This is a genomic window from Promicromonospora umidemergens (genome assembly GCF_024171995.1).
GTDB lineage: Bacteria > Actinomycetota > Actinomycetes > Actinomycetales > Cellulomonadaceae > Promicromonospora > Promicromonospora umidemergens.
Genome location: NZ_JAMTCT010000027.1, coordinates 1 through 25295, shown reverse-complemented (window position 1 = coordinate 25295; position 25295 = coordinate 1). Strand labels below are relative to the sequence as shown.

The window sequence follows — 25295 nt, the reverse complement described above, 5'->3', positions numbered from 1 at the left end:
GCGAGAGCCGGCCCGCCCTCAGACGGTCTCGGAGCGCTTCTTGCGGGCGAACCGTGCCGGCAGGTCGGGCCCGTCCCACACCTGGATCGCACGCCAGATCGAAGCTGCGATAGGCACGGCGAGCACTGCGCCGGTGATGCCGACGAGCACTGTCCCAGCAGTCAGGGCGAACAGGATGACGAGCGGGTGCAGGCGCAGGGTGCGGCCCATGACGATCGGCTGGAGGAAGTCGCCCTCGAGCTGGTTCACGACGACGACGATGGCGACGACGATGAGCGCCTCGACCGGTCCGACGGCGACGAGCGCGACGAGGGCAGCGAGGATGCCGGCCAGGGTGGCGCCGACCAGGGGGATGAAGGCGAGCAGGAAGACGAGCACGGACAGCGGGATCACGAGCGGCACGCCGACGATCGCGAGGCCGATCCCGATGCCGACCGCGTCGACGATCGCCACGATCGCCGTCCCGCGCACGTAGCCGCCGAGCGTGCGGATGGTCGCGGCGCCGACGCGCTGCCCCCGCTCGTACCGGTGCCCCTCGAAGGGCCGCAGCAGGAACTCCCACATCGCCGGGCCGTCCTTCAGGAAGAAGAACAGGACGACGATCATGATGAAGAAGCCGGCGATGAAGTCGGCGGTCTGGGACACGCCCGCGATGGCACCGGAGCCCACGGCGTCGGACTGCAGCAGGCTCATGGCGGACTCGCGCACCGACGCGATCTGCTCGTCGGTGATGTCGAAGGGCAGTCGCTGGACATAGGTCTGCAGTGAGTCGAAGCCGTCGAACGCCTGGGTCCGCAGCTCGTCCCACTGGTCGACGACGGCCAGCACGACGAGCCACACGATCGCTGACAGCAGCGCGATCAGCGCCAGGAGCGCGATCCATGTCGCGAGCAGCGACGGCAGACCATGGGCACGCAGGTACGAGACCAGCGGCGAGATCGCCGCCGCCAGCACGAGCGCGATGAGGACGGGGACCACGACGAGGGTCAGGCGCGTACCCACGAACCCGAAGAGGGCGATGACCGCGACGACCGCGAGGATCTGCAGCGACCGGGTACCGACGCGGCCGAAGCCGTCCGACCACAGCCGGGACGCCCCGCGACCGGAGGGCGGCTCGTGCGCGGCGGATGCCCCGTGCTCGGTCTGCGGCCGCACCTCGAGGGCCGTGCCGCTCTGGTGGGCGGGTGGCTGTCTGCGGCGGCCGAAGAGTCCCATCGACTGTCCTCCTTGAGCTGGGCCCGGCGGACGCCGGACACCCCGACGCTATTGCGGTCGGGCCCGGGTCGCGCGGCGACCTCAGAAGCGCGCGACCGTCACACCTGCATGTCGACGAACCGTTGGTAGTGGCCCTGGAAGGCCACCGTGATCACGTCGGTGGGGCCGTTACGGTGCTTGGCCACGATGAAGTCGGCCTCGCCGGCGCGCGGCGACTCCTTCTCGTAGGCGTCCTCGCGGTGCAGCAGGAGCACGAGGTCGGCGTCCTGCTCGATAGAGCCCGACTCACGCAGGTCCGACATCTGCGGCTTCTTGTCGCTGCGCTGCTCAGCGCCACGGTTCAGCTGCGAGATCGCGATCACGGGCACCTCGAGCTCCTTCGCGAGCAGCTTGAGCGAACGCGAGAACTCGGAGACCTCCTGCTGGCGCGACTCGACGCGCTTGCCGGACGACATCAGCTGGAGGTAGTCGATGACGACCAGCTTGAGGTCGTGCTTCTGCTTGAGCCGGCGGCACTTGGCGCGGATCTCCATCAGCGACATGTTCGGCGAGTCGTCGACGAACAGCGGCGCGTCGGAGACCTTGCCCATGGTCGCGGCCAGCTTCTGCCAGTCGCCGTCGTCCATGTTGCCGCTGCGCATCTTGGTGAGCGGCACGCGTGCCTCGGCGGCGAGCATTCGCATGACGATCTCGTTGCGGCTCATCTCCAGGGAGAAGATGACGGCGGCCTGGTTGTGATGAATCGCCGCATGAGCAGCGACATTGATACCCAGCACCGAGTTGTGGGTCGGAACCATCGACCGGCTCGCCAGATATAGGTGCGACGGGTGCTCCACCTCGACGCAACGCACGGGCACCGACTCGATCAGCCGGACGGACCTGAACCCGAAGACTTGGTGCGTGCCGGTATGGCCCGGACCGATGGCCAGATCGGCGCCACGGCCGAGCTTTCCGGCAATCTCTTCGGTCGTCAGGATCTGAGCGTCGACCGCCGCGCCGACGGCCCACTGGTGCTGAGCATCAGCGACGATCACGGATCCGTCGTCGAACTCCACCTCGTAGGTGGGGCGACCGTGCATTACCTCGGTTGCGCCGACCACTCGCGTCGGGCTGCCGTCGGCAGCCATGATCAGGTCGCCGACCGCGACCTCGCCCATGGTGGTCCACCCGGTCGGCGTCGGAAGCGGTGTGTCGAGTGCCAGTGCCTTTCCGACGGCAGGCCGGGCCGCCACAACGATCATCTGGCCCGGGTGCAGGCCGTTCGTCAGGCGGTCGAAGTCCGAGTACCCGGTCGGCACGCCGGTGAGCCCCTCGCCCCGGCCCTGCGCGGCGTCGATCTCGTCGAACGTCGGCCCGATGATGTCGGCCAGCGGCAGGTAGTCCTCCGACGCCCGGCGTTCGGTCACCGCGTAGACCTCGGCCTGCGCGTTGTTGACGACGTCGTCGACCTCGCCGCCGTCGGTGGCGTAGCCCATCTGGACGATGCGCGTGCCCGCCTCCACGAGGCGGCGCATGATGGCGCGCTCGCGCACGATCCTGGCGTAGTAGCCGGCGTTCGCGGCTGTCGGCACTCCGGCCATGAGGTCATGCAGGTACGGGGCGCCGCCGACGCGCGCGTGCTCGCCACGCCGCTGCAGCTCGGCGAGCACCGTGATCGCGTCGGCAGGCTCGCCACGGCCGTAGAGGTCGATGATCGCGTCGTAGATGACCTCGTGCGCCGGCCGGTAGAAGTCGTTGCCGCGGATCTGCTCGATCACGTCGGCGATCGCGTCCTTGGAGAGCAGCATGCCGCCCAGCACGCTCATCTCTGCGGCGATGTCCTGCGGCGGCGTGCGGTCGAGGCCGGGGCTCCGGCCGGAATAGCTCGACTCGAGCTCTTCGATCGACATCGCACCCCCTACCTTCCTCTTCTCATGACGCCTCGGCGCACGCTGCGCGCGCGCTCCATCGACGTCCTACACCTGTTCTACTCCTCGCCGCTGACACTCTCGGGACGTCGGCCACGACACGCCTTTGTGTCGTGTGCGACAGGTCCCGCGAGCTCCGGATCGCCTAGGAGGCTCCGCTGACGCTAAGCCCCTGCAGAGCCGAACGCAACGAGGCCTGTGGACGAGCCTGTGCACATCCATGTGGAAAGGTGGCCCAGGCTGTGCACAGCGGGTGGATAACCCTGTCCCCAGCTGTGGATAAGCCCTGTGTAAAACATCACCATCGCCTCTGGCCTGCATCGACGTAACCCCCAGCCTGTGGAGGAAAGAAAGTTGGGCGAGCCTCGCCACACCCCGGAATTTCGCCGGTCGATCGACCGGGAGATCCTCGTCCTCGCGGTACCCGCACTCGGGGCGCTCGTCGCGGAACCGGTCTTCGTGCTTGTGGACAGTGCTGTGGTGGGCCACCTCGGCATCGCCCAGCTCGCCGGCCTCTCGCTCGCGAGCAACGTGCTGCTCACCCTCGTCGGCCTGTGCATCTTCCTCGCGTACACGACCACGGCGTCGGTGGCCCGGCTCACGGGCGCGGGCAAGGAGCGGGACGCGCTGCAGTCGGGCATCGACGGGATCTGGCTCGCGCTCGGGATCGGTGCTGCCCTGGTCGTCACGGTGCTGCTCGCCGCCCCGCTGACGGTGGCTGCTCTGGGGGCCGACGGAGAGGTCGCGCGGCACGCGGTGACCTACCTGCGGTGGTCAGCGCCCGGGCTCGCCGGGATGCTCGCGGTCCAGGCCGCGACCGGTGTGCTCCGCGGCCTGCGTGACACGCGCACGCCGCTGGTCGTCGCGGCTTCCGGGGCGCTGCTGAACACCGGGCTGAACTTCGCGCTCGTGTACGGGGCGGGGATGGGGATCGCGGGTTCCGGCCTGGGGACAGCCATCACCCAGCTCCTCATGGCGGTCGTGCTCGCGGTGATCGTGGTCCGCGGAGCACGTGCCCGCGGCGCGAGCCTGCGTCCGCACCGGGCGGGCATCCTGTCGGGAGCCCGCGCAGGAGTGCCCCTGGTGGTCCGGACCCTGAGCCTGCGTGGAGCGATCCTGCTCACCGTCGTCGTCGCGACCGACCTCGGTGCCGTCGCGCTCGCGGGACACCAGGTGGTCAGCTCGCTGTGGGGCCTCGCGGCGTTCGCGCTCGACGCGCTCGCCATCGCGGCGCAGGCGCTGGTGGGACACGGGCTCGGCGCGGGCGACGTCGGCCACGTCCGCCTGGTCCTGCGCCGCTGCCTGCAGTGGGGCATCGGGGCGGGCGCGGTGATCGGCGTGGTCCTGGCGGCGGCGGGCTGGTGGATCGCACCCCTCTTCTCGCCCGACCCCGACGTGCGCGTCGCCGTCGCTCTCGGCATAGCGGTGTGCGGCGTGCTGATGCCCATGGCGGGCTGGGTCTTCGTGCTGGACGGCGTCCTGATCGGTGCGGGCGACGGCCGCTACCTCGCCTGGGCCGGCATGGCGACGCTGGTGGTCTATCTTCCCTTCGCCTTCGCCGTCTCCCGCTGGGCGCCCGACGGCGCGCACGGGCTCGTCTGGCTCTGGCTCGCCTTCGCGGGCGTGTTCATGGCCGCCCGCGCCGTGACGACAGGATGGCGTGCGCGAGGCGACCACTGGCTCGTCACGGGAGCATGACGCACCGTCACGGAGCGGCCTGGATCCGTACCTTGAGCCGGTAGCCCACGCCGCGCACGGAGGCGACCTCCACGTCGCGGACAGGGGACAGCCGTTTGCGCAGCCGCTTGACCGCCGACGTCACGGGATCCGAGTCGCCGAGGTAGGGCAGCTGCCACACGCGTGCCGTGAGCTCGGCGAACGACCACACCCGCCCTGCCTCCAGGGCGAGCGTCGCGAGCAGGTCGAACTCCCGCGCCGACAGATAGACGCGCCGGCCCAGCGCCGTGACCTCCCGGCCGGCCAGGTCCACGAGCAGCGGCCCCGCCACGAGAGGTTGCAGGATGGGCGGGGCGATCATCGGGACCGGCCCCGTGACGGTGGGCACTGCACCGGTGTCCGCACGTACGGCGCGGGGACCGCGGCCGAGTCCCGCGCGAGGGTCTTGGGCACCGGTACCGGCCGTCCCTGCCCCAGGCCGTGGCGGCGCGGAGACGGTCGCGTGCAGCACGGGCTGCGCCAGCACGCTGCCCGACGCCGGCCGGAACCGGCCGCTGCGGCCGCCGGCTCCGGCGTCGGGCATGCCGGGTGATCGACGACGCGCGACCGAGGACAGCGCTGTCGGCGGAGGCTCTGCGGCGGCTGCGCGGGCGGCCTCGGTGAGGTTGTCGGGCTCGGGGACGCGCTCGGTATAGCGGTCGACGGGGTGCTCGGGCAGGTGCCGGCCGTAGGCGTGGTCGTCCCCAGGGCCGGGGTTGTCGTACCGCTCGGCCTGCGCGCCGAGACCGCGCCAGGCAGCGGTGCCACCGGGCCGGGGTGCGGCCTGGTTGTCGAGGACGGCGCGCGCACCCTCCGCGTCGGGGGTGGCGAGCACCGTTGCCCGGCCACGGAGGAGGTGCGCGATCTCGATGATCTGGTCCGGAGGGAGGCCAACGCAGACGACGAGGCCGGGGGCGGAACCTGGTGCGGGGTCGATCGTCACGTGCGTCACCCTCCATGGGTCGGCCGTTCAGGTGCGTGCCGGGTCGGACCCGGGCAGCGCGTGCCAGTTTGCCCCCGAGTCGTACCGTCGAGGTCAATTTTTGGTTACCTTCCCGTTGCGTGCCGGAAATGACGCATTCCCGCCCAGTTGGCATCTTTACGCCAAATGGTGCCGGTACCGGGTGAATTCCGCCGTCGCCAGGGTGAAAAAGGAGGCGACCCATTGACATGGGCAATTGCTGTTGTCCGACCGCAGACTGACCGAGAAGTGACCCATGTCTGACCGTGAACCGACCTTGTCGGGTCGAACTACGCAAACAACGGTTAGGGCTGGCCCACAACCGTGGTCCGTCCAAGCGCATCCGGTGTCGCGGATGCGCCGGGTAATGGAGGGTTCATGCACCGTCGAACTGCTCTCGCACAACGCTCGGCAACCGCTACAGCGGTTCTCGCGCTCGTTGCGACAACCGCGCTGAGCGTCGCCCCGGCGGCGTTCGCAGGAACGTCCCCGGCAACGGCGGCGACAACGACGAAGGCCGTCGCGGCCGACCCCGAAGACAAGTTCACCGACTTCGCCAGGGAGATGCTGACCGAGCGCAAGACCTCCGACTTCTGGGTCGAGCTCGCCGACGAGGCCGACCTGACGGACGCCCGCGGCATCAGCAGCTGGGACGAGCGGGGCAAGTACGTCTACGACGCCCTCACCAGCACCGCCAAGGCGTCCCAGGCGAGCCTCATCAAGGAGCTCAAGGCCGCCGACGCCGACTACGAGAGCTACTGGATCAGCAACCGGATCCTCGTCGAGGACGGCACGCTCGCCCTGGCGGACAAGCTCGCCAAGAGCAGCGAGGTCCAGCAGATCAGCGAGACGGTCAAGCTGAACCTGGTCGAGCCGGTCAAGCGCACCCCGGTCAGCGACAAGGGGACCCAGGCCGTCGAGTGGGGGCTGGACGCCATCAACGCCCCCGAGGTCTGGGACATGGGCTACACGGGTGAGGGCATCACGGTGTCGAACATCGACACCGGTGCGCAGTACGACCACCCGGCGCTGGCCGACCACTACCGCGGCATGCAGCCCGACGGCACGGTGGTCAACGACTACAACTGGCAGGACACCTCCGGCTCCGCCGAGCTGCCGTTCGACAACAACGGACACGGCACGCACACCATCGGCACGATGGTCGGCGACGACGGTGCGGGCAACCAGATCGGTGTCGCACCCGGCGCGGAGTGGGTAGCCACGAACGGCTGTGACACCTGCTCCGACGTGGACCTGCTCGAGTCCGGGCAGTGGATCCTCGCCCCGACCCGCACCGACGGCACGGAAGCCGACCCTTCGATGCGCCCGCACGTCGTGAACAACTCGTGGGGCGCCAGGGCGGCGGGCTCCATCGACGACTGGTACACCGAGACCACGGCTGCCTGGGAGGCCTCGGGCATCTTCGGCACGTGGTCCGCGGGCAACTCGGGACCGTCCTGCCAGACGACGTCGTCCCCCGGCGCCAACACCGGCTCCTACTCGGTCGGCGCGTTCGGCATGTCCGGCGCCATCGCCGACTTCTCGTCGCGTGGCCCCGGCCAGGACGGCATGGTCAAGCCCAACATCGCGGCGCCCGGCGTGGACGTGCGCTCGTCCGTCCCCGGTGACGGCTACTCGGCTCTGGACGGCACGTCCATGGCGGCCCCGCACCTCGCGGGCGCCATCGCGCTGCTGTGGAGTGCCGCACCCGCACTCGTCGGTGACATCGAGGGCACGCAGGCGCTGCTCAACGAGACCGCGGTGGACGCCGACGACACCTCCTGCGGTGGCACCGCCGGCAACAACAATGTCTGGGGCGAGGGCAAGCTCGACGCCGCAGCCCTCATCGACGCCGCCCCGATCGGCGCCACCGGGTACGTCGCCGGCACCGTGACCGACGCCGACGGCACCCCGATCGCGTCCGCCGACGTCGTCATCGACGGCGAGCGGGACCGCACCGTCAGCACCGACGGGGACGGCACCTTCACCGCGCGCGTCGCCACCGGTGACTACGCGGTCTCCGCGTCCGCCTTCGGTTACCTGGCTTCCGAGCCGGCCGCCGCCACCGTCACGGAGGACGGCACCGTCGACGTGCCGATCACGCTCGAGGCCGCCCCGTCGCACGCCGTGACGGGCACGGTGACCTTCGCCGGGTCGGGCGACCCGGTCGCGGGTGCCCCGGTCAGCCTCGGCAGCCACTTCGAGGACGTCACCACCGGCGCGGACGGCACCTTCGCCTTCGCCGACGTCCCCGAGGGCACCTACTCGCTCAGCGTGACGACGGGCGGCTGCGCCTCGTCGTACGAGAGCGACGTCGTGGTCGACGGCGCGAAGGACGTGCCGGTCGAGATCACGGCCGTCACCGACGACTTCGGCTACTCCTGTGCGACCTCGACCGGTGACTACCTGCAGGGCGACACGGAGCTCCCCCTCACCGGGGACGACGTGCAGACGCCGATCGACCTTCCGTTCGAGTTCCCCTACTACGGCGCCGGCTACGACGCGGCGTTCGTCACCTCCAACGGCCACCTGAACTTCCTGGCCGGCAGCACCAGCTACACGAACGGCTCCATCCCGAACAGCGCGGTACCCAACGCCGCCCTGTATCCCTTCTGGGACGACCTCAACCTCGACGCCGAAGCGGGCCTCTACACCGGGACCACCACGGTCGACGGCGAGGACGCCTTCGTCGTCGAGTGGCGCAACGTGCGCAAGTACTCGCCGTCGACCGACCGCCTGAACTTCTCGGTCACGCTCGTCGCGGACGGCACGGTGCTGTTCGGGTACGGCGCGGTCACCGACACCGAGACCGCCAAGGGCAGCTCCGCGTCGATCGGCATCGAGAACGAGTCCGGCACCGTCGGTCTCCAGTACTCGACCAACACGCCAGCAGTCACCGAGGGGCTCACGGTCACCTACACGGCGCCCGTGCTCTCGTTCCTCGACGGCACGGTCACCGACCGCAACACCGGTGAGCCCGTCGAGGGTGCGACGGTGACCGCGGTGGCCGACGGCGTCACCCGCACCGCCACATCGAAGGAGGACGGCACCTACACGGCCATCGCCCTGCCTGGCGAGTACACGGTCGACATCACGGCCCCCGACTACGCGGCCGAGTCCGGAGAGGTGACCCTCGCGCCCGATGGCACCAGCACGTTCGACGCGGCGCTCGCTGCGGGCATGCTCGCGGTCAGCACCGAGTCGATCGACACGACCCTGCCCCTTGGCAGCTCCACGTCCAAGCGGTTCACCGTGACGAACGAGGGCACCGCGCCGGCCGATGTCGAGATGACGGGTACCGGCGGCGGGTTCGAGATGCTGGGCACGGACGGCGCCGCCGTCATCCAGCACCCCGAGGGCAAGGCCACCGTGGCCGAGTCGACGAAGCCGTCGGCCAAGCTGGGTGGTTCGTTCGGTAGCTCGGACTCACACCTCCAGGCCGCTGGCAACGGCACGACGGGCAAGACCGTGACGCCGGAGTCCATCCCGGTCCGGCCGGACGCCACGAACCTCACCCACTCGGCCTCGCAGGAGATCGCGGAGCTCAACTCGGCGTCGTGCGGCAGCCTGGCCGGAACCACGGAGAACCACTTCTTCCGGACGTTCACGCTGAGCGACTTCGGCATCGACGGCGACTTCGACGTCTCGGAGGTGTCCTTCGGTGTCGAGCAGGCCACTGCTCAGACGCTGACCGTCAATCTCCACACGCTGGACGGCGAGCTGACCTTCGCCAACCTGACGTCGATCGGGACGGCTGAAGTGAACATCCCGGCGTCGACCCTGACGATGATCTCGGTGCCCGTGACGGGTGAGGTGCCTGCCGGCGCCACGCTCGTGGTCGAGATCGTCTCGCCCAACCAGCAGTCGAGCGGTGGCGTCTTCTACATCGGGTCGAACGCCGCGGGTCAGACCGCGCCGTCGTACCTCTCCGCCACCGACTGCGCGATCCCGGAGCCGGTGACCACCGACTCCATCAACTGGCCCGACATGCACATCGTCATGAACGTCTCCGGTGACACCTCCGGCGGCGGCGCCATGGAGTGGCTGACCATGGACCCGACCGAGTTCACGCTCGAGCCGGGACAGTCGAAGACGATCACGGCGGCCATGAGCGGTGTGGTGGCCCAGCCGGGCACCTTCACCGGCTCGCTGGTGGCCGACGCGGAGACGCCGTACGACGCACCCGCCGTCGACGTCAGCCTGACCGTCAACCCGCCGCGCAGCTGGGGCAAGCTCGCCGGCACCGTGTCGGGCTTCAGCCCGGACGGCGTCGTCTCGCTCGGGGACGCGGTGGTCCAGGTGAACGCGAGGTACTCGGCGGTCACCCTGGTCACCGGGGCGGACGGCACCTACGAGTACTGGTTCGACCGGTCTGAGCGCACGGCGCAGATCATCGCGACGGCGAACGGGTACGTCCCGGAGGTCGGCTCCGCGAAGGTGGCGCCACGCACCACCGTCGTGACCGACTTCGAGCTGGACCCGATCAAGTAGTTCGAGGTGACGGGGCCTGACCCCGTCGTGAGTTCGGTAGAAGGTCCGGTGATCGGCAGCCCGAGCTGCCGATCACCGGACCTTCTACCGACTGTCTGCGCTGAGCGCTGAGCGCTTCAGCGCTTGGCGCTTCAGCGCTTGGCGCTCAGCGCTCGATGTCGCCGCGGATGAACGACTCCAGCTGGGCGCGGCCTGCCGTGTCCTCCATCTGCACGGGCGGGGACTTCATGAAGTAGGTGGCCGCGGAGTGCAGCGGGCCGCCGACGCCGCGGTCCTTGGCGATCTTCGCCGCCCGGACCGCGTCGATGATGATGCCGGCGGAGTTGGGGGAGTCCCACACCTCGAGCTTGTACTCCAGGCTGAGCGGCACCTCGCCGAACGCGCGACCCTCGAGGCGTACATAGGCCCACTTGCGGTCGTCGAGCCACGCTACGTAGTCCGACGGACCGATGTGCACGTTGCGGTCCTCCTTCTTGCCGGCCAGGGCGCCCGTCAGGTTGGACGTCACGGCCTGCGTCTTGGAGAGCTTCTTGGACTCCAGGCGGTCCCGCTGCAGCATGTTCTTGAAGTCCATGTTGCCGCCGACGTTCAGCTGGTACGTGCGGTCAAGGACCACGCCGCGGTCCTCGAACAGCTTGGCCAGCACGCGGTGCGTGATGGTGGCGCCGACCTGCGACTTGATGTCGTCACCGACGATCGGCACGCCGGCGTCCTCGAACTTCCTGGCCCACTCGGGGTCGGACGCGATGAAGACCGGGAGGGCGTTGACGAAGGCGACGCCCGCGTCGATCGCGCACTGCGCGTAGAACTTGGCGGCCTCCTCCGAGCCCACCGGCAGGTAGCACACCAGCACGTCGACCTCGGCCTCGCGCAGTGCCGCCACGACGTCGACGGCGTCCTTCGTGGACTCGTCGATCGTCTCGCGGTAGAAGTCGCCCAGGCCGTCGAGCGTCGGCCCGCGCTGGACGGTCACGCCCGTCGGCGGCACGTCCGCGATCTTGATCGTGTTGTTCTCGGACGCGGTGATGGCCTCGGCCAGGTCGAAGCCGACCTTCTTCGCGTCGACGTCGAACGCCGCGACGAACTCGAGGTCCGACACGTGGTAGTCGCCGAACTGCACGTGCATGAGGCCCGGTACGGTGCTCGCCGGGTTGGCGTCACGGTAGTAGTGCACGCCCTGGACCAGGGACGAGGCGCAGTTTCCTACGCCGACGATGCCCACGCGGATGGAGGTCATCCTCGCTCCTTCTTCGTTTGTTCCTGCTGCGATGGGCGGTTCTGCGCCGCAGCGCGTCCCCGCTCGGTGGAGATAAGGCTGTCGAGCCAGTGCACTTCGCGCTCGGCTCTCTCGAGCCCGAACCGCTGGAGCTCGAGTGCGTATTCGTCGAGCCGCGAACGCGGGTGCGTCGCGGCCTGGCGGAACGTCTCCAGGCGCTCGGTCAGCCGGGTACGCCGGCCTTCGAGGACCCGGAGGCGGGTCTCGGCGTCGGTCTGCGCGAAGAGCGCGAACCGCACGTCGAAGTTGTCGTCCTCCCAGGCGGCGGGGCCGGCGGTGGCCAGGACGGTCTGGAGGTGCTCCTTGCCCTCGGCGGTCAGCTCGTAGACCACGCGACGTCGTCCGATGGGCTTTGGCTTGGCCGTGCGACCTGGGATCCCGGTCTTCCCCTTGCGAGGTGGGGGTGTCGGCGGGTCGTTCTCCGTCGTCGCGATCAGACCACGCATGACCAGCGCCTTCAGGGCGGGGTAGAGAGTCCCGTAGGAGAAGGCGCGGAACGAGCCGAGCACCAGGTTGAGGCGCTTGCGGAGCTCGTACCCGTGCAGCGGGGACTCGTTGAGCAGGCCGAGGACGGCGGTCTCGAGCACGTCGGAACGGCTGCGCACGGCGGCCTCCTTCCTGAGCCCGTCAGGCGTTGCCCAGGCTTATCAGTTCTGCTCGATGTATCGTCTCGATACATCGAGAGGATAGGCATCCGGATCCCGATATGCAATCCGAAGTTCCTGCACCGGCCGCCATCGGCCGAACGTGGACGAAATGTGAAGCGAGAGCAGACGGACTGGGCTGACCCTGGGGTAAATGCCCAGGGCGGGGTGCTGGAGCAGTTCCGGGCTGTTGGGGCCCGTAGGTGATCCCCTATGGTTTCGGGTTGTCTGCCGTGGCAAGTGCGTCGACCGCACCGGCAGGCGCAAGTCGAACCGAGGAAGAGGCTGACGTGTCGAACTGGAGTCCCCCTCCGATCTGGCCGCGAACTCCCCGACGACGGCAGGGAATCTGGAACTACCCCCGTCCTCACCGCACCGGGATTCGTGCGTGGATCCCGTCGTGGCGGTTTGTCGTGGGCACGCTGCTGAGCGGTACGTCGCTCGTGGCCGGCGTCGTCATAGCCGCCTGGTTCAACGTCGGCGTGCCGCCGGAGCTGGACAGCGTCGACTTCGAGACCACCACGGTGCACTACGCGGACGGCAAGACGCTGGGCAAGTTCGCGGCGCAGGACCGGACACTGGTGTCCCTGAAAGATCTCCCGTCTCACGTGCCCGACGCCATCATCGCGTCCGAGGACCAGAGCTTCCGGTCGCACCCCGGCATCAACCCGCGGGCGATCGCACGAGCGGTCCTCAACAACGTGACGGGCGGCGCCCAGCAGGGTGCTTCCACCCTGACCCAGCAGTACGTCGAGAACTACTACTTCGGTGTCGGCGACACGACGTACGCGGACGAGTTCCGCGAGGCGATCCTGGCGCTCAAGGTGACGCAGGAGCAGTCGAAGGACCGGGTGCTCGAGGGCTACCTCAACTCCATCTACCTGGGGCGTGGCGCGTACGGCGTGGACGCGGCGTCGAAGGCGTACTTCGGTCACCCGGCCACGGAGATGACCATCTCCGAGTCCGCCTTCCTGGCGGGGATCATCCCGAACCCCACGTACTGGGACCCGCGCCAGGGCGAGACCGCCGCGGCGCAGGCGGAGTCGCGCTGGAACCGCACCCTTGACTTCATGGTCGAGACCGGTGCCATCACCCAGGAGGATCGCAGCGCCGCGAAGTACCCCGAGCTCGTCGAGTACCAGCAGGGGTCCGGTGACAACCGGACGGCCTACCTGATGGAGCAGGTGGCCAACGAGCTCGACCAGGCGGGCATCACGGCCGACCAGCTCACGAAGAACGGCTACGAGATCCATACCTCCATCGACCGCAAGATGCAGGCCGCCGCGTACGAGACGATGGACCTGCCGGACGACGCGGGCAAGTACACGCGTGCGTCGCTGACCTCGATCGATCCGCAGACCGGCGAGATCAAGGCGATGTACGGGGGGCCGAACTACTCGAAGCACCCGACCAACGCCGCGACCTTCCGCGCACAGGGCGCGTCGACGTTCAAGCCGTTCACGCTGATCGGGGCGCTGAAGGAGGGCATACCGCTCACCGAGGAGTACGACAGCACCGACGGGACGATCATCGAGGGCTGGAAGCAGGATCCTGATGGCCCGGACGTTCCGCTGAGCAACTTCGACAACGAATCGTTCGGCCAGATCGACCTCGCCTATGCCACGGCACAGTCGGTCAACGTCGTCTACGGCCAGCTCAACAAGGAGATCGGCCCGGAGAAGACCGCGCAGGTCGCCTACGACCTCGGCATCCCGCGGCCGGACGACGACGAAGAGACGAACGACTGCTGCATCATCCGGAACAACCTGGCGAACGTGCTGGGTACCGACTACGTGACCAACGTCGACCTCGCCCACGCCTACTCGACCATCGCCGCACAGGGTTACCGCACGACGCCACACCTGGTGACCAAGGTGATGAAGGGCGAGACCGTCTATCACGAGGGCCCGACCGCCCGTGAGCAGATGTTCGACGAAAAGGTGATGTCCGCCGCGACGTACGCCCTGACCAAGGTGGTCGAGGACGGGTCCGGCGCGGCAGCGCAGGAGCTCATGGGCCCCGACGGGGTGACTCCCCGCCCGGTGGCGGGGAAGACGGGCTCGTCCCAGCAGACCGAGTCCGCGTGGTTCGCCGGCTTCGTCCCGCAGCTCACCACGGTGGTGGGCCTGTACCAGTACGACATCGAAGAGAACACCTACGAGCAGGTCCAGCCGTTCGGTGGCTACGAGTGGATGACCGGTGGCTCCTGGCCCGCCACGGCGTGGACCGACTACATGGCCAAGGCCACCGAGGGCATGGAGATCGAGGAGTTCCCCGTGTACACACCGCCTGCGCCACCCGAGCCGACGCAGTCGCCGTCCCCCACGACGAGCCCGTCGACGGAACCGGAGGAAGAGCTGGTCACGGTGCCCACGGGCCTGGTCGGTAAGCAGTACACCGCCGCCGCATCGGCACTCGCCGGTGCCGGGCTCATCCCCCAGCAGGTGGATGTGGACAGCGACCAGCCGGCCGGCACCGTGCTCTCCGTCGACCGTGAGGGCCAGGAGGTCGATCGCGGCGAGACCATCCGGGTCGAGGTCTCGAACGGCTCCCAGGTGGAGGAAGAGACCACGACCGTGCCCTGGGGCCTGACCAACCAGGACCAGGGCTATGCCGAGGAGCAGGTCAGTGCCGCCGGGCTGGAGCCGGTGGTCCAGGAGGCGCCGTCCGACTCCGTGCCCGAGGGAAGGGTGATCTCGGTCGACCCGCGCGAGGGGTCGGAGGTGGCCGAGGGCAGTCAGGTGACGCTCGTCGTCTCCAGCGGGCCCGGAGAGGGCGGGGACGATCCGACCGATGGTCCGCCGGACGGCGAGGACGGCGGCATCCTCGGATAGGCGGGTGAAAGGCCGGTAGGACCACTGCTCGAACACGGGGCGTACACACGGAAACCGCGTTTGTGCTACTTGCCGTGAACATCGATCCTCTATCGTTTCCGGGTCCGGTGCTGTCACTGGATCGATACGAGGAACGAGGAAGACGTGGCGAACTGGAGTCCTTCTCCGATCTGGCCGCAGACGCCCCGGCGCCGACGGGGAATCTGGAACTATCCGCGGCCGCACCGCACGGGACTCCGTGCCTGGGTCCCGTCGTGGCGTGTTGTGGTCGGCACCATCCTGACCGGGATGTCGCTGGTCGTCGGTGTGTTCACGGCAGGGTGGATCGGCTGGTCCGTACCCGACGAGCGTGAGGGGGTCGGCTCGGAGGCCACTACCGTCTACTACGCGAACAACCAGGTGATGGGTAGGTTCGCGGCGGTGGACCGCACGATCCGGAGCCTCGACGAGATGCCCCCGTACGTGGGCCAGGCCGTGCTCGCGTCCGAGGACCAGAACTTCCGGAACCACCTCGGCGTCGACCCCCTGGGCATGCTCCGCGCACTGGTCAGCAACGTGACCGGGGGCGCACGGCAGGGCGGTTCCACCCTGACGCAGCAGTACGTGGAGAACACCTACTTCGAGCCGGGCCAGACGTCCTACACGGACAAGCTCCGCGAGCTCGTCCTGGCCGTCAAGGTGGACCAGGACAAGACGAAGGACGAGATCCTTGAGGGCTACGTCAACAGCATCTACCTCGGTCGTGGTGCGTATGGTTTCGAAGCCGCCGCGAAGGCGTACTTCGACAAGCCGGCGGCCGAGCTGACCGTCTCCGAGACCGCGATGCTGGTGGGGATCATCCCGTCGCCCTCGTACTGGGATCCCCGGTTCGGCGAGGAGTCGCGGGCCGTCGCCGAGCAGAAGTGGGCGCGCGTCCTGCGCAACATGGCCGAGCAGGGCGTCATCACGCAGGAGGAGCGCAGCTCCGCCACCTTCCCCGAGCTGGTCGAGTACAAGCCGGTGTCCCGCGCCGGCCAGGTGGGGTACCTGCTCGAAGAGGTCCGTAAGGAGCTGGCCGATGAGGCAGGCCTCGACGAGGAGGACCTCATGAACAACGGGTACGAGATCCACACCACCATCAACCCGAAGTGGCAGAAGGCCGCGGTCGCCGCGGCGAACACCATCCCGTACAAGGGTGAGGGCGCCGCGTCGAAGCGGCTCGGTGTCTCCATCGTCTCCGTCGACCCCAAGGACGGTGCCATCCGGGCGCTCTACGGGGGCAAGGACTACGAGGAGAACCAGTACAACGCCGCCACCATCGGCAAGGCGCAGGGCGGCTCCACGTTCAAGCCGTTCACCCTGATCGGCGCGCTCGAGGACGGGCACGAGCTCAACGAGTACTACACGGGCAACAGCCCGATGCAGATTCCGGGCTGGACCGAGACTCCGGGTGGCCCCGAGGTGGAGCTGACCAACTTCGGTCCAGAGGGGTCGGGTGGAGAGTCGTTCGGAGACATCGACCTGATCGACGCGACGGCGAACTCGGTGAATACCGTCTATGCGCAGCTCAACGTGGAGATCGGGCCGGAGAAGTCCCAGGACGTCGCGATCCGGGCCGGTATCCCGGAGGATTCGACGAACGCCGAGCTGTCCAACGTGCTCGGCACCTCGACGGTACGCGCCGTCGACCTCGCCGGCGCGTACGCCACGTTCGCCGCGCAGGGCACACGCAGCGAGACGCACATCGTGACTTCCGTGCAGAACGGTGAGGAGGTCCCGTACAAGTGGGAGGGCGTACCTCAGAAGGGGGCCATCGACCCGGAGGTGATGGCCAAGGCCACGTACGCGATGCAGCAGGTGGTCGAGAAGGGATCCGGCACACCGGCGCTCGAGCTGCTCGCCCCTGACGGCAACCCGCGTCCGGTTGCCGGCAAGACCGGCTCCACCAACGGCAACAAGTCGGCCTGGTTCGCCGGTTATACGCCCCAGATCGCGACGGTCGTCGGCCTCTACCAGGAGACGGCGAAGGGCGGCCAGGACTCGATCACGCCCTTCGGCCAGTGGGCGGGCGGCAGCCTGACCGGTGGTACGTGGCCCGTCTGGGCGTGGACCGAGTACATGAAGACGGTGACCGAGGGCATGGACGTCCAGAAGTTCCCGGAGTATGAGGCGCCGGTGCCGCCCACCCCGACCCCGGAGGCGACACCGACGATCGAGCCGGAGGACAAGGTCGTGGTCCCGGCGAACCTTCGTGGCCAGCCGGTCGCGGGTGTGCTGGCGGCGCTCGCCAACCTCGGGCTGAATCCCGTGCTGGTCGAGGTCGACAACGATCAGCCGCCAGGCACCGTGCTGTCCGTGCAGAACGAGGGCCAGGAGGTGGATCGGGGCTCGGACATCCAGGTCGAGGTCTCGAAGGGTCCGGCCCAGCCGGAGACGGTGCAGGTGCCGGGCGGTCTCATCGGCGGCGACGAGAACAATGCCAGGGGCATGATCCAAGGTGCCGGGCTCGAGCCGGTCGTCGAGCGCCAGCCGTCCGAGGAATACGACGAGGGCGTGGTCATGGACATCAGCCCGGGCGAGGGCTCGGAGGTGCAGCCCGGTAGCCAGGTGCGGGTGCTCGTCTCCAGCGGGTCGGGTGGCATCTTCCCGCCCGATGATGGCCCGACGGGCGGGAACGGCAACGGGAACGGGAACGGCAACGGCAACGGGAACGACTCCCCGTAGCCTCTCCCGCCCCGAGCCGGTGGTCGAGGGGTCGTCTCCCGCGTGGAGACGGCCCCTCAGCCGTTGCCGGAACCGCGGACTCTCGCGTGTGAGGGGGGTCTCGCCCGCTCGATTCCGCCGTCGTGCACATGGCAGGTACGCTTGGCCCTTGCTGTGAACCCTCCTGTCACGGAACGACCGTGACCGCTGAGACCAGAGGAGGTGGGTATACACATGCGTCAGTACGAAATGATGGTGATCCTGGACCCGGAGGTCGAGGAGCGCACCGTTGCCCCGTCGCTCGACAAGTACCTGTCGGTCATCACGACCGAGGGTGGCTCCGTCGACAAGGTGGACATCTGGGGGCGCCGCCGTCTGGCCTTCGAGATCCTGAAGAAGACCGAGGGCATCTACGCCGTCGTCGACTTCACCGCGACGTCTGCCACCGCCAAGGAGCTGGACCGTCAGCTCGGCCTCAACGAGGTCGTGCTGCGTACCAAGATCCTGCGCACCGGCGACAAGAAGCTGAGCACCGCCGACAAGAAGTAGGTCGTCGGAACCGAACCTCCTGCGCCCGCGCGAGTGTCAGTGGTTCGTGGTTGCATTCACCGCGAGCCCGCACACCGCGTACGGAACGTCGACTGAATCGAGGAATTGGCATGGCTGGTGAAACTGTCATCACAGTGATCGGGAACCTGACCGGGGACCCGGAGCTGCGCTTCACCCCTTCAGGTGCTGCGGTTGCCAACTTCACGGTGGCGTCGACCCCGCGCACCTTCGACCGCCAGAGCAACGAGTGGAAGGACGGGGAAACCCTGTTCATGCGCTGCTCGATCTGGCGAGAGGCCGCGGAGAACGTCGCGGAATCGCTGACCAAGGGCACGCGCGTCATCGCGCAGGGCCGTCTGGTCCAGCGGTCCTACGAGACTCGCGAGGGCGAGAAGCGCACCGTTGTCGAGCTGCAGGTGGACGAGATCGGTCCGTCCCTGCGCTACGCCACGGCCAAGGTCACCCGGGCCCAGCGGTCCGGTGGTGGCGGCGGCTTCGGTGGCGGCGGCGGTGGTGGCTTCAACGGCGGAGGCGGCGCCCAGCAGGGCGGCGGCTCCGGCGGAGGATTCAGCTCTTCCGGTGGCGGTCAGAGCAATGACGACCCGTGGGCCACGGCAGGCCCGGCGTCGTCCGGTGGTTCGTTCTCGGACGACCCGCCGTTCTGATGCGACAGAGCATCAGCAAAAAGATCTGATCGGCACCCCCTGTTCACCTTTTTTCGTTCGCCCGGCCCGCCAGGCCGAGTGAGCAGCACCTGACAAAGGAGCAACGCCATGGCGAAGCCTGTGGTGCGCAAGCCCAAGAAGAAGATCAACCCGCTCAAGTCGGCGAAGATCCACAACATCGACTACAAGGACACGGCGCTCCTGCGCAAGTTCATCTCCGACCGCGGGAAGATCCGCGCTCGTCGTGTCACCGGCGTCTCCGTGCAGGAGCAGCGTCAGATCGCGAAGGCCGTGAAGAACGCCCGCGAGATGGCCCTGCTCCCGTACACGTCGACGGCTCGCTGAGGAAGGGATCGAGAACAATGGCAAAGCTGATCCTGACCCACGAGGTGACCGGCCTGGGTGAGCCCGGCGACGTGGTTGAGGTCAAGGACGGGTACGCCCGTAACTTCCTCATCCCGCGTTCGCTGGCGACGCCCTGGACCAAGGGCGCCGAGTCCGACATCAACGCGATCCGCAAGGCTCGCAAGAGCCGCGAGGTCGCATCGCTGGACGAGGCGAAGTCCCTGGCGGACTCGCTGTCCGCGAAGCCTGTCGTCGTCGCGGCGAACGCCGGCCCCGGTGGCCGTCTGTTCGGTGCGGTGACCACGGCGGACATCGCCGGTGCGGTCGCCGCTGCCGGTGGCCCGTCGGTCGACAAGCGCAAGATCGAGATCGGTCAGTCCATCAAGACGACCGGTGACTTCACCGTGTCGATCCGCCTGCACCCTGAGGTGTCGGCCAAGATCGGCGTGAAGGTCGTCGCCGACTGAGCTGACGCTCGGTTGATCGCCTGATCGCGAGAAGGCCCCGGCCTCCCTGTGGGGAGGCCGGGGCCTTCTTCATGCTCGGTGCTCGACATCACCGTCCATGGTGCGCGTACCCAGCGATCAGGCCCGGACACTACGCCGTTCCGGGCGCAATCGCTGGGCTGCGGCGGCATCGACGGCACCTTGCTCCAAGTCCTTGTGCCCCCTTCAGCAGTAGGTTAGATATAAGTGCCAGACCACTCACTCAATGGCGAGGAGATGTCATGTTCCGGCACAACGGGGCGGCCGCGGTCCGCCTGACGATCGCAGCGACGACGGCCGCCACCGCGGCACTCACGCTCAGCGCCTGTGGTAGCGGCGCCCCCGAGTCCGACGGGACGGTCACCGTCTGGACCGTCGAGACCCAGCCCGAACGCCTCGCGATCCAGGAGGAGGCCATGGCCGCCTGGGCCGAGGAGTCCGGCGTCGAGACCGACCTGGTGCCGGTCGAGGAGGACCAGGTGTCGCAGCTCCTGTCCGCGGCGGCGCTCTCCGGTGACGACATGCCGGACGTCGTCAATGCGATCAGCCCAGGCCTGGTCCGTTCCTTCGACCGGGACGGCTACCTCGATCACGACGCGGCCGCCCAGGTCGTCGCGGCTCTCGGCGAGGACACGTTCGCGCCGCTGGCCCTTGAGCTGACCAGCGACGGCGACGAGCTGCTCGCCGTGCCGTCGGATGCCTGGCCGATGATGGTCTACTACCGCACGGACCTCTTCGAGGAGGCCGGTCTGGAGCCACCCGCCACCTACGACGACCTACGTAAGGCCGCTGAGCAGCTGACGACCACGGGCCGGCACGGGATCACGCTCGCCACGGACGCGGCCGACCCGTTCACCCAGCAGGTCCTCGAGTTCCTGGCGCAGGGCAACGGCTGTGAGCTGGTGGACGACGCGGGCGAGGCGACCCTCGACAGCCCCGAGTGCACCGAGATGATCGAGCTCTACGCCGATTTGGCCGGCGAGCTCTCACCCGATGGGACGCAGGGCGTCGAGTCCACGCGGTCGTCGTACTTCGCCGGACAGGCGGCGATGACCATCTGGTCCTCGTTCCTGCTGGACGAGATGGCCGGGCTGCGCGAAGAGTTCACGCCGTCGTGCGACGAGTGCGCCGACGACCCGGGCTGGCTCGCCGAGAACACCGGGGTGGTCCCGGTGGTGGAGGGGCCGTCCGCGAGCGGGGAGGCTGCCGGGTACGTCGAGTTCGTGTCGTGGGGCATCACCGACGGCGCCGACCCGGAGACCGCGGACTTCGTGGAGTACATGATGTCCGACGCGTACGTGGACTGGCTGGCCATGGCCCCGGAGGGCAAGGTGCCCGTACGTGCCGGCACCACAGACAACCCGACCGAGTACATGGACGCATGGTCAGAGCTGCAGATCGGCGTCGACTCCAAGAAGCCCCTCTCCGACGTCTGGCCCGCCGAGGTGACCGACACCCTGGCTGCGGCACCCGAGTCGGCGGACCGCTGGGCGCTGCCGCAGGGCCAGGGCGCGATCCTCGGCCCGATCACGAGCGAGCTGCCGCTCGCCAAGGCTGCCGCGGACCTCGGTTCAGGCAGCGTCGACGCCGCCGAGGCACAGACGGCCATGCAGGACGCCGTCACCGACATAGCCACCCGCGACTAGAACCCATCGGTTGTGAGCGCCCACAACACGAGGAGGAGGGTCGGTATGGCGTCGACGCTGCGGCGGTTGGAGAACCGGGACGGGATCACGCTGGTCACGCCCGTGGTGCTGGTGGTGGCAGCGATCATCGTGGTCCCGATCGTGTGGACAGTGGTGCTGTCCTTCCAGGACGCGCGGTACGTGGACGTGGCGCGCAACGGGTTGTTCAACGAGCTCACGCTCGACAACTACACGGACGTGCTCACGGCGCCCGCGTTCTGGCAGGCGCTGCTCACCACTGTCGAGTACTCGGTCGCCACCACCGTCGGCTCGATCACGGTGGGCCTGGTGGCGGCGCTCGCGTTTCGCGACCGGTTCCGGTTCCGGGCTCCGCTGCGCGCGGTGATGCTGCTCCCGTACGTGGCGCCGGTCGTGGCCACGACGTTCGTGTGGCAGGTGGCGCTGAACCCGCAGTACGGCGTGGTGAACGCGTTCGGCACCCAGGTGCTCGGGTGGGAGCACCCGGTCAACTTCCTCAGCTCCGCGCCGACGGCGCTCCTCACCGTCATCGTCTACGACATCTGGCGCTACTTCCCGTTCGCGTTCATGTTCCTCGGCGCGGCCCTGACCGGGCTCAGCCGAGAGATCGAGGAGGCAGCGGTGGTCGACGGCGCCACACCGCTGCAGAAGTTCTGGTTCGTGGTGCTGCCCCAGCTGCTGCCCACGGTGGCGCTGCTCGTGCTGTTCCGCATGGTGATGTCCTTCAACGAGTTCGAGGACGTCTACCTCCTCACCGGTGGCGCCGCCGGCACGCAGGTGGCGTCGGTGCGGGTGTTCGAGCAGCTCACCGGGTCGAGCGACATCGGAGGCGCGAGCGCGACCGCCGCTGTGATGGCTGTGTTCCTCGGCGTCGCGCTCGCGATCTATCTACGCCTCACGGCCAAGCAGAGGGAGGCGTGATGAGTACCGTCTCCACCCAGGCCAGTGTGCTGCGGGTGCTGCGCGTGGTCGTGATCGTGGCGCTCGTGGTGGCGACCGTGGTGCCGTTCCTCTACATGTTGTCGCTGAGCTTCGTGCGCATCGACGACCTGCTGCGCGAGCCGTTGCGCGTGCTGCCCGCCCTCGAGCGGATCACCACCGAGACGTATGCCGAGGTGCTCCGGTCGGAGGAGGACGGCGGCTACGGGTTCGCGCGGTTCATGCGCAACTCCGCGATCGTCGCGGTGTCGGCGTCGGCCCTGACCGTGGCGCTCGTGGTCCCGGCGTCGTACGCGATGACACGGCTGCGGTTCGCCGGGCGTACGCAGGTCTCGTGGCTGTTCCTTGCCGTGTACCTGTTCCCGACGATCATCATCGCGGTGCCGGTGTTCGTCGGGTTCCAGGTACTGGGGCTCGGATCGTCCCTGGTGGGCCTCGTGATCGCCTACATCGCCCTGACGGTGCCCGTCTCGGTGCACATGCTGCGCAACTACCTCGCGGGCTTCCCGGAGTCGATCGACGAGGCGGCGGTGATCGACGGCGCCTCGCGCTTCCAGATCCTGACTCGCATCACGGTGCCGCTCGCGCTGCCGACCATCATGTCGACCGCCCTGTACTCGTTCATGATCGCCTGGAACGAGTTCCTGTTCGCGCTCCTGTTCCTCTCCGCCAAGCAGGACCTGTGGACGGTGTCGCTCGGGCTGACCCGGCTCGCCGACGGCCAGGAGGTGTCGAAGACGGTCCTCATGGCGGGCAGCGTCCTCCTCACGGTGCCGATCGTGATCCTGTACGGGGTGGCCGAGCGAGCCCTCACCGAGGGGCTGACCGCCGGGGCCGACAAGGGTTAGCGAGCGCAGGGGCGACACCCGGTTGGCTGACGATTTCCACCGTTCCACAGCTGTGGGTGATCTTCTCCGCTTTACTGAGTTGTGATCAGTAGAAGCGTTCCGCAAGGGCCCGACCGCCGGTACGTTCAGCGCAGATGCCCGCGATGTCGGGCTTCGTGCTCGCCAACGGCGGCGAGCCCGGCGGACAGTGGCGCCGGTCGGACAACTTTTCGCGGGGCAACGACGCCCGCGGGACGAGAGGCGAACCGATGACGCAGTTGCACGCATCCCGAGCAGCGCAACCAGGTCCAGCACCAACGATCCTGATGGCAGTAGGCGTCACCCTCCTGCTCACCGGCGCGATCGTGGCCACGGCCTTCATGCTCCTGTTCCAGGGCGAGGTCGCATCCGGCGCGGACCGGCTGGCCGACGGCGCAGGCGAGCTGAACGACGGCGTCCAGGCCGACCTGGTCTCGGGCGTCGGCGACCTCAGTGCCGGCGCCACGGAGCTGAACAGCGGCGTCCACGACAGCGTGGTGCCGGGAGTCGAGAAGCTCGCGGACGGTGCCGGGCAGCTCGACTCCGGAGCCGGTGAGCTCCGTGCGGGCGTGATCAAGCTGCACGACGGGTCGAAGAAGATCGCGGACGGCACCGCCGAGACCGCTGAGGACGTCTCCGACCTCGCGGATGCGTCGCTGCTGCTCACCGCCGGGTCCACGAAGCTGAATGATGGATCGATGCAGCTGAACGACGGCCTCGGCGAGCTGAACGCCGCGGCGCCCGCGCTGGCCGACGGTGCCGAGCGGCTTGCGGACGGATCGGCACGCCTCCAGGGGGGCGTGGCGAAGGTCAGCGATGGTGTGACTCCGATTGATGCTGGTGCTCAGCGGCTGGCGGGTGGGTCTGGCGAGGTTCGGGCTGGCGTGGCGAAGGTCAGCGATGGTGTGACTCCGCTTGATGCTGGTGCTCAGCGGCTTGCGCCTGGGTCTGCGTTGGTGCGGGCGGGCGTGGTGCGGGTCAGTGAAGGTGTGACTCCGATTGATGCTGGTGCACGCCAGCTGGTCACCGGATCGAAGGGTCTGGCGACAGGGATCAGGCAGGTCGACGGCGCCGCCGCGAAGCTCGCTGACGGTTCGTCGCAGGTCTTCGCCGGCAGCCAGACACTGAACACCGGGCTGTCGCAGCTGGCCGCGAGCAACGGCGCCATCCTGGGCGGGATCTCCTCGCTCCAGACGGGTGCAGGCGACCTCGCCGCTGGTGCCGCGACCCTGGACGCGGGGGCCGACCAAGTCGCCGTTGGTCTGCAGCACCTCAACGCCAATACGCCCCAGCTTGCCGCGGGTGCGGACGCTGCGGCGGCCGGTGCCAAGAAGGTGGCCGAGGGTGCTGCCAGTGTGGCGGGCGGTGTCGGCGCTGCGCAGAATGGCGCGAACACTCTGGCCGCCAACGTCGGCGGCCTCGTCAACGGGGCACAGGATGTGCAGGGTGGCAACCAAGCTCTCTCGGCCGAGCTGACGCAGCTGGCCGACGCCACCGACGACCCGGCGCTCAAGGGACAGCTTCAGGAACTTGCCGACTCGGCAGGCACTCTCGCCACAGGTGCGGGGCAGGTCAAGGCCGGGGCCGAGCAGGCGCAGGCGGGGGCCTCCGGTCTCGGCGCCTCGCTAGGTACGCTGTCGGCCGGGGCCGCCGAAGTTACGACCGGTGCTTCCGCCGTGGCGACCGGCACCGCGAAGGTATCCGCCGGGGTGACCCAGACCGCGGACGGGCTGGGGCAGCTCTCGACCGGTGCGAGCGGTGTGGCTGTCGGCGCAGAGCAGATCAAGGACGGCAGCGCGAACCTCCGTGCAGGTTTCGGACAGTTTGCTCCGGGCGTGCAGAAGTACGTGAACGGCGTCGGTTCGGCGTACGACGGGAGCACGACCCTGGTCGCAGGCTCGGGGCTCGTCGCCGGTGGCAGTGCCCAGCTGGCGCAAGGTACTCCGGTCCTGGCCGCGGGTGCTTCGCGGGTCGCGGACGGCAATGCGACGTTGGCTGCTGGGACGGGTGAGCTGAAGGGTGGTCTGCCGGAGCTTCTCGCCGGCGCTTCGCGGGT

Annotated in this window: 16 protein-coding genes and 1 pseudogene; 12 read left to right on the top strand and 5 right to left on the bottom strand. The window is 68.7% G+C overall.

The genetic code is table 11. From position 1 onward, the window contains the following. Nucleotides 1-18: 18 nt before the first annotated feature. Complete coding sequence (locus APR04_RS26705; RefSeq protein WP_253876756.1) at nt 19-1215, bottom strand: AI-2E family transporter; 1197 nt, start codon at nt 1213-1215, stop codon at nt 19-21. A 98-nt stretch (nt 1216-1313) separates the two neighbouring features. Continuing rightward, complete coding sequence (gene dnaB / locus APR04_RS26700; RefSeq protein WP_253876754.1) at nt 1314-3104, bottom strand: replicative DNA helicase; 1791 nt, start codon at nt 3102-3104, stop codon at nt 1314-1316. A gap of 372 nt (nt 3105-3476) precedes the next feature. Between dnaB and APR04_RS26695 the strand changes: the two genes are divergently transcribed. Continuing rightward, the gene (locus APR04_RS26695) at nt 3477-4820 is read left to right on the top strand and encodes an MATE family efflux transporter (RefSeq protein WP_253876752.1); all 1344 of its coding nucleotides are present in this window, start codon (nt 3477-3479) and stop codon (nt 4818-4820) included. A gap of 7 nt (nt 4821-4827) precedes the next feature. Here the strand turns inward: APR04_RS26695 and APR04_RS31180 are convergent, their stop codons facing one another. Continuing rightward, nucleotides 4828-5781: a winged helix-turn-helix domain-containing protein gene (locus APR04_RS31180; RefSeq protein WP_253876750.1), complete on the bottom strand. Its 954-nt coding sequence runs from the start codon at nt 5779-5781 to the stop codon at nt 4828-4830. 396 nt (nt 5782-6177) lie between these two features. On the opposite strand from APR04_RS31180, the gene APR04_RS26685 reads away from it, so the two are divergent. Continuing rightward, entirely contained in the window at nt 6178-10290 is a 4113-nt protein-coding gene (locus APR04_RS26685) for a S8 family serine peptidase (RefSeq protein WP_253876748.1), read from the top strand. Nucleotides 10291-10435: 145 nt separating this feature from the next. On the opposite strand, the gene APR04_RS26680 is transcribed toward APR04_RS26685, so the two are convergent. Together APR04_RS26680 and APR04_RS26675 are read right to left on the bottom strand one after the other, a co-directional pair. Then, nucleotides 10436-11527 (bottom strand): inositol-3-phosphate synthase, encoded by a 1092-nt coding sequence (locus APR04_RS26680; RefSeq protein WP_253876746.1) that lies wholly within the window; start codon nt 11525-11527, stop codon nt 10436-10438. Continuing rightward, the gene (locus APR04_RS26675) at nt 11524-12171 is read right to left on the bottom strand and encodes a PadR family transcriptional regulator (RefSeq protein WP_253876744.1); all 648 of its coding nucleotides are present in this window, start codon (nt 12169-12171) and stop codon (nt 11524-11526) included. The genes APR04_RS26680 and APR04_RS26675 overlap by 4 nt, the downstream gene beginning before the upstream one ends. A 452-nt stretch (nt 12172-12623) precedes the next feature. On the opposite strand from APR04_RS26675, the gene APR04_RS26670 reads away from it, so the two are divergent. The 10 genes and pseudogenes from APR04_RS26670 to APR04_RS26625 all read left to right on the top strand — a co-directional run. Next, nucleotides 12624-15044, top strand: a complete 2421-nt coding sequence (locus tag APR04_RS26670) for a transglycosylase domain-containing protein (RefSeq protein ID WP_253876742.1) — start codon at nt 12624-12626, stop codon at nt 15042-15044. Nucleotides 15045-15188: 144 nt separating this feature from the next. Next, on the top strand, nt 15189-17747 hold the full coding sequence (locus tag APR04_RS26665) for a transglycosylase domain-containing protein (protein WP_253876740.1): 2559 nt from the start codon (nt 15189-15191) through the stop codon (nt 17745-17747). Nucleotides 17748-17960: 213 nt separating this feature from the next. After that, nucleotides 17961-18275 carry a 30S ribosomal protein S6 gene (rpsF, locus tag APR04_RS26660; protein ID WP_253876729.1) on the top strand — a complete coding sequence of 105 codons (315 nt, stop codon included), beginning with the start codon at nt 17961-17963 and terminating at the stop codon, nt 18273-18275. 110 nt (nt 18276-18385) lie between these two features. Beyond that, nucleotides 18386-18940 carry a single-stranded DNA-binding protein gene (locus APR04_RS26655; RefSeq protein WP_253876727.1) on the top strand — a complete coding sequence of 185 codons (555 nt, stop codon included), beginning with the start codon at nt 18386-18388 and terminating at the stop codon, nt 18938-18940. Nucleotides 18941-19048: 108 nt separating this feature from the next. Beyond that, entirely contained in the window at nt 19049-19285 is a 237-nt protein-coding gene (gene rpsR, locus APR04_RS26650) for a 30S ribosomal protein S18 (RefSeq protein ID WP_116673133.1), read from the top strand. A 17-nt stretch (nt 19286-19302) separates the two neighbouring features. After that, nucleotides 19303-19752 carry a 50S ribosomal protein L9 gene (gene rplI, locus APR04_RS26645; RefSeq protein ID WP_253876722.1) on the top strand — a complete coding sequence of 150 codons (450 nt, stop codon included), beginning with the start codon at nt 19303-19305 and terminating at the stop codon, nt 19750-19752. 260 nt (nt 19753-20012) lie between these two features. Further along, entirely contained in the window at nt 20013-21416 is a 1404-nt protein-coding gene (locus tag APR04_RS26640) for an ABC transporter substrate-binding protein (protein ID WP_253876720.1), read from the top strand. Between the two features lie 45 nt (nt 21417-21461). Beyond that, a complete protein-coding gene (locus APR04_RS26635) occupies nt 21462-22355 on the top strand; it encodes a carbohydrate ABC transporter permease (protein ID WP_253876718.1) in 894 nt (297 codons plus the stop codon). Then, nucleotides 22355-23221: a carbohydrate ABC transporter permease gene (locus APR04_RS26630; protein WP_253876716.1), complete on the top strand. Its 867-nt coding sequence runs from the start codon at nt 22355-22357 to the stop codon at nt 23219-23221. Before APR04_RS26635 ends, APR04_RS26630 begins: the two co-directional genes overlap by 1 nt. Nucleotides 23222-23526: 305 nt before the next feature. Next, a pseudogene (locus APR04_RS26625) lies at nt 23527-25295 on the top strand (hypothetical protein); the annotation flags it as partial.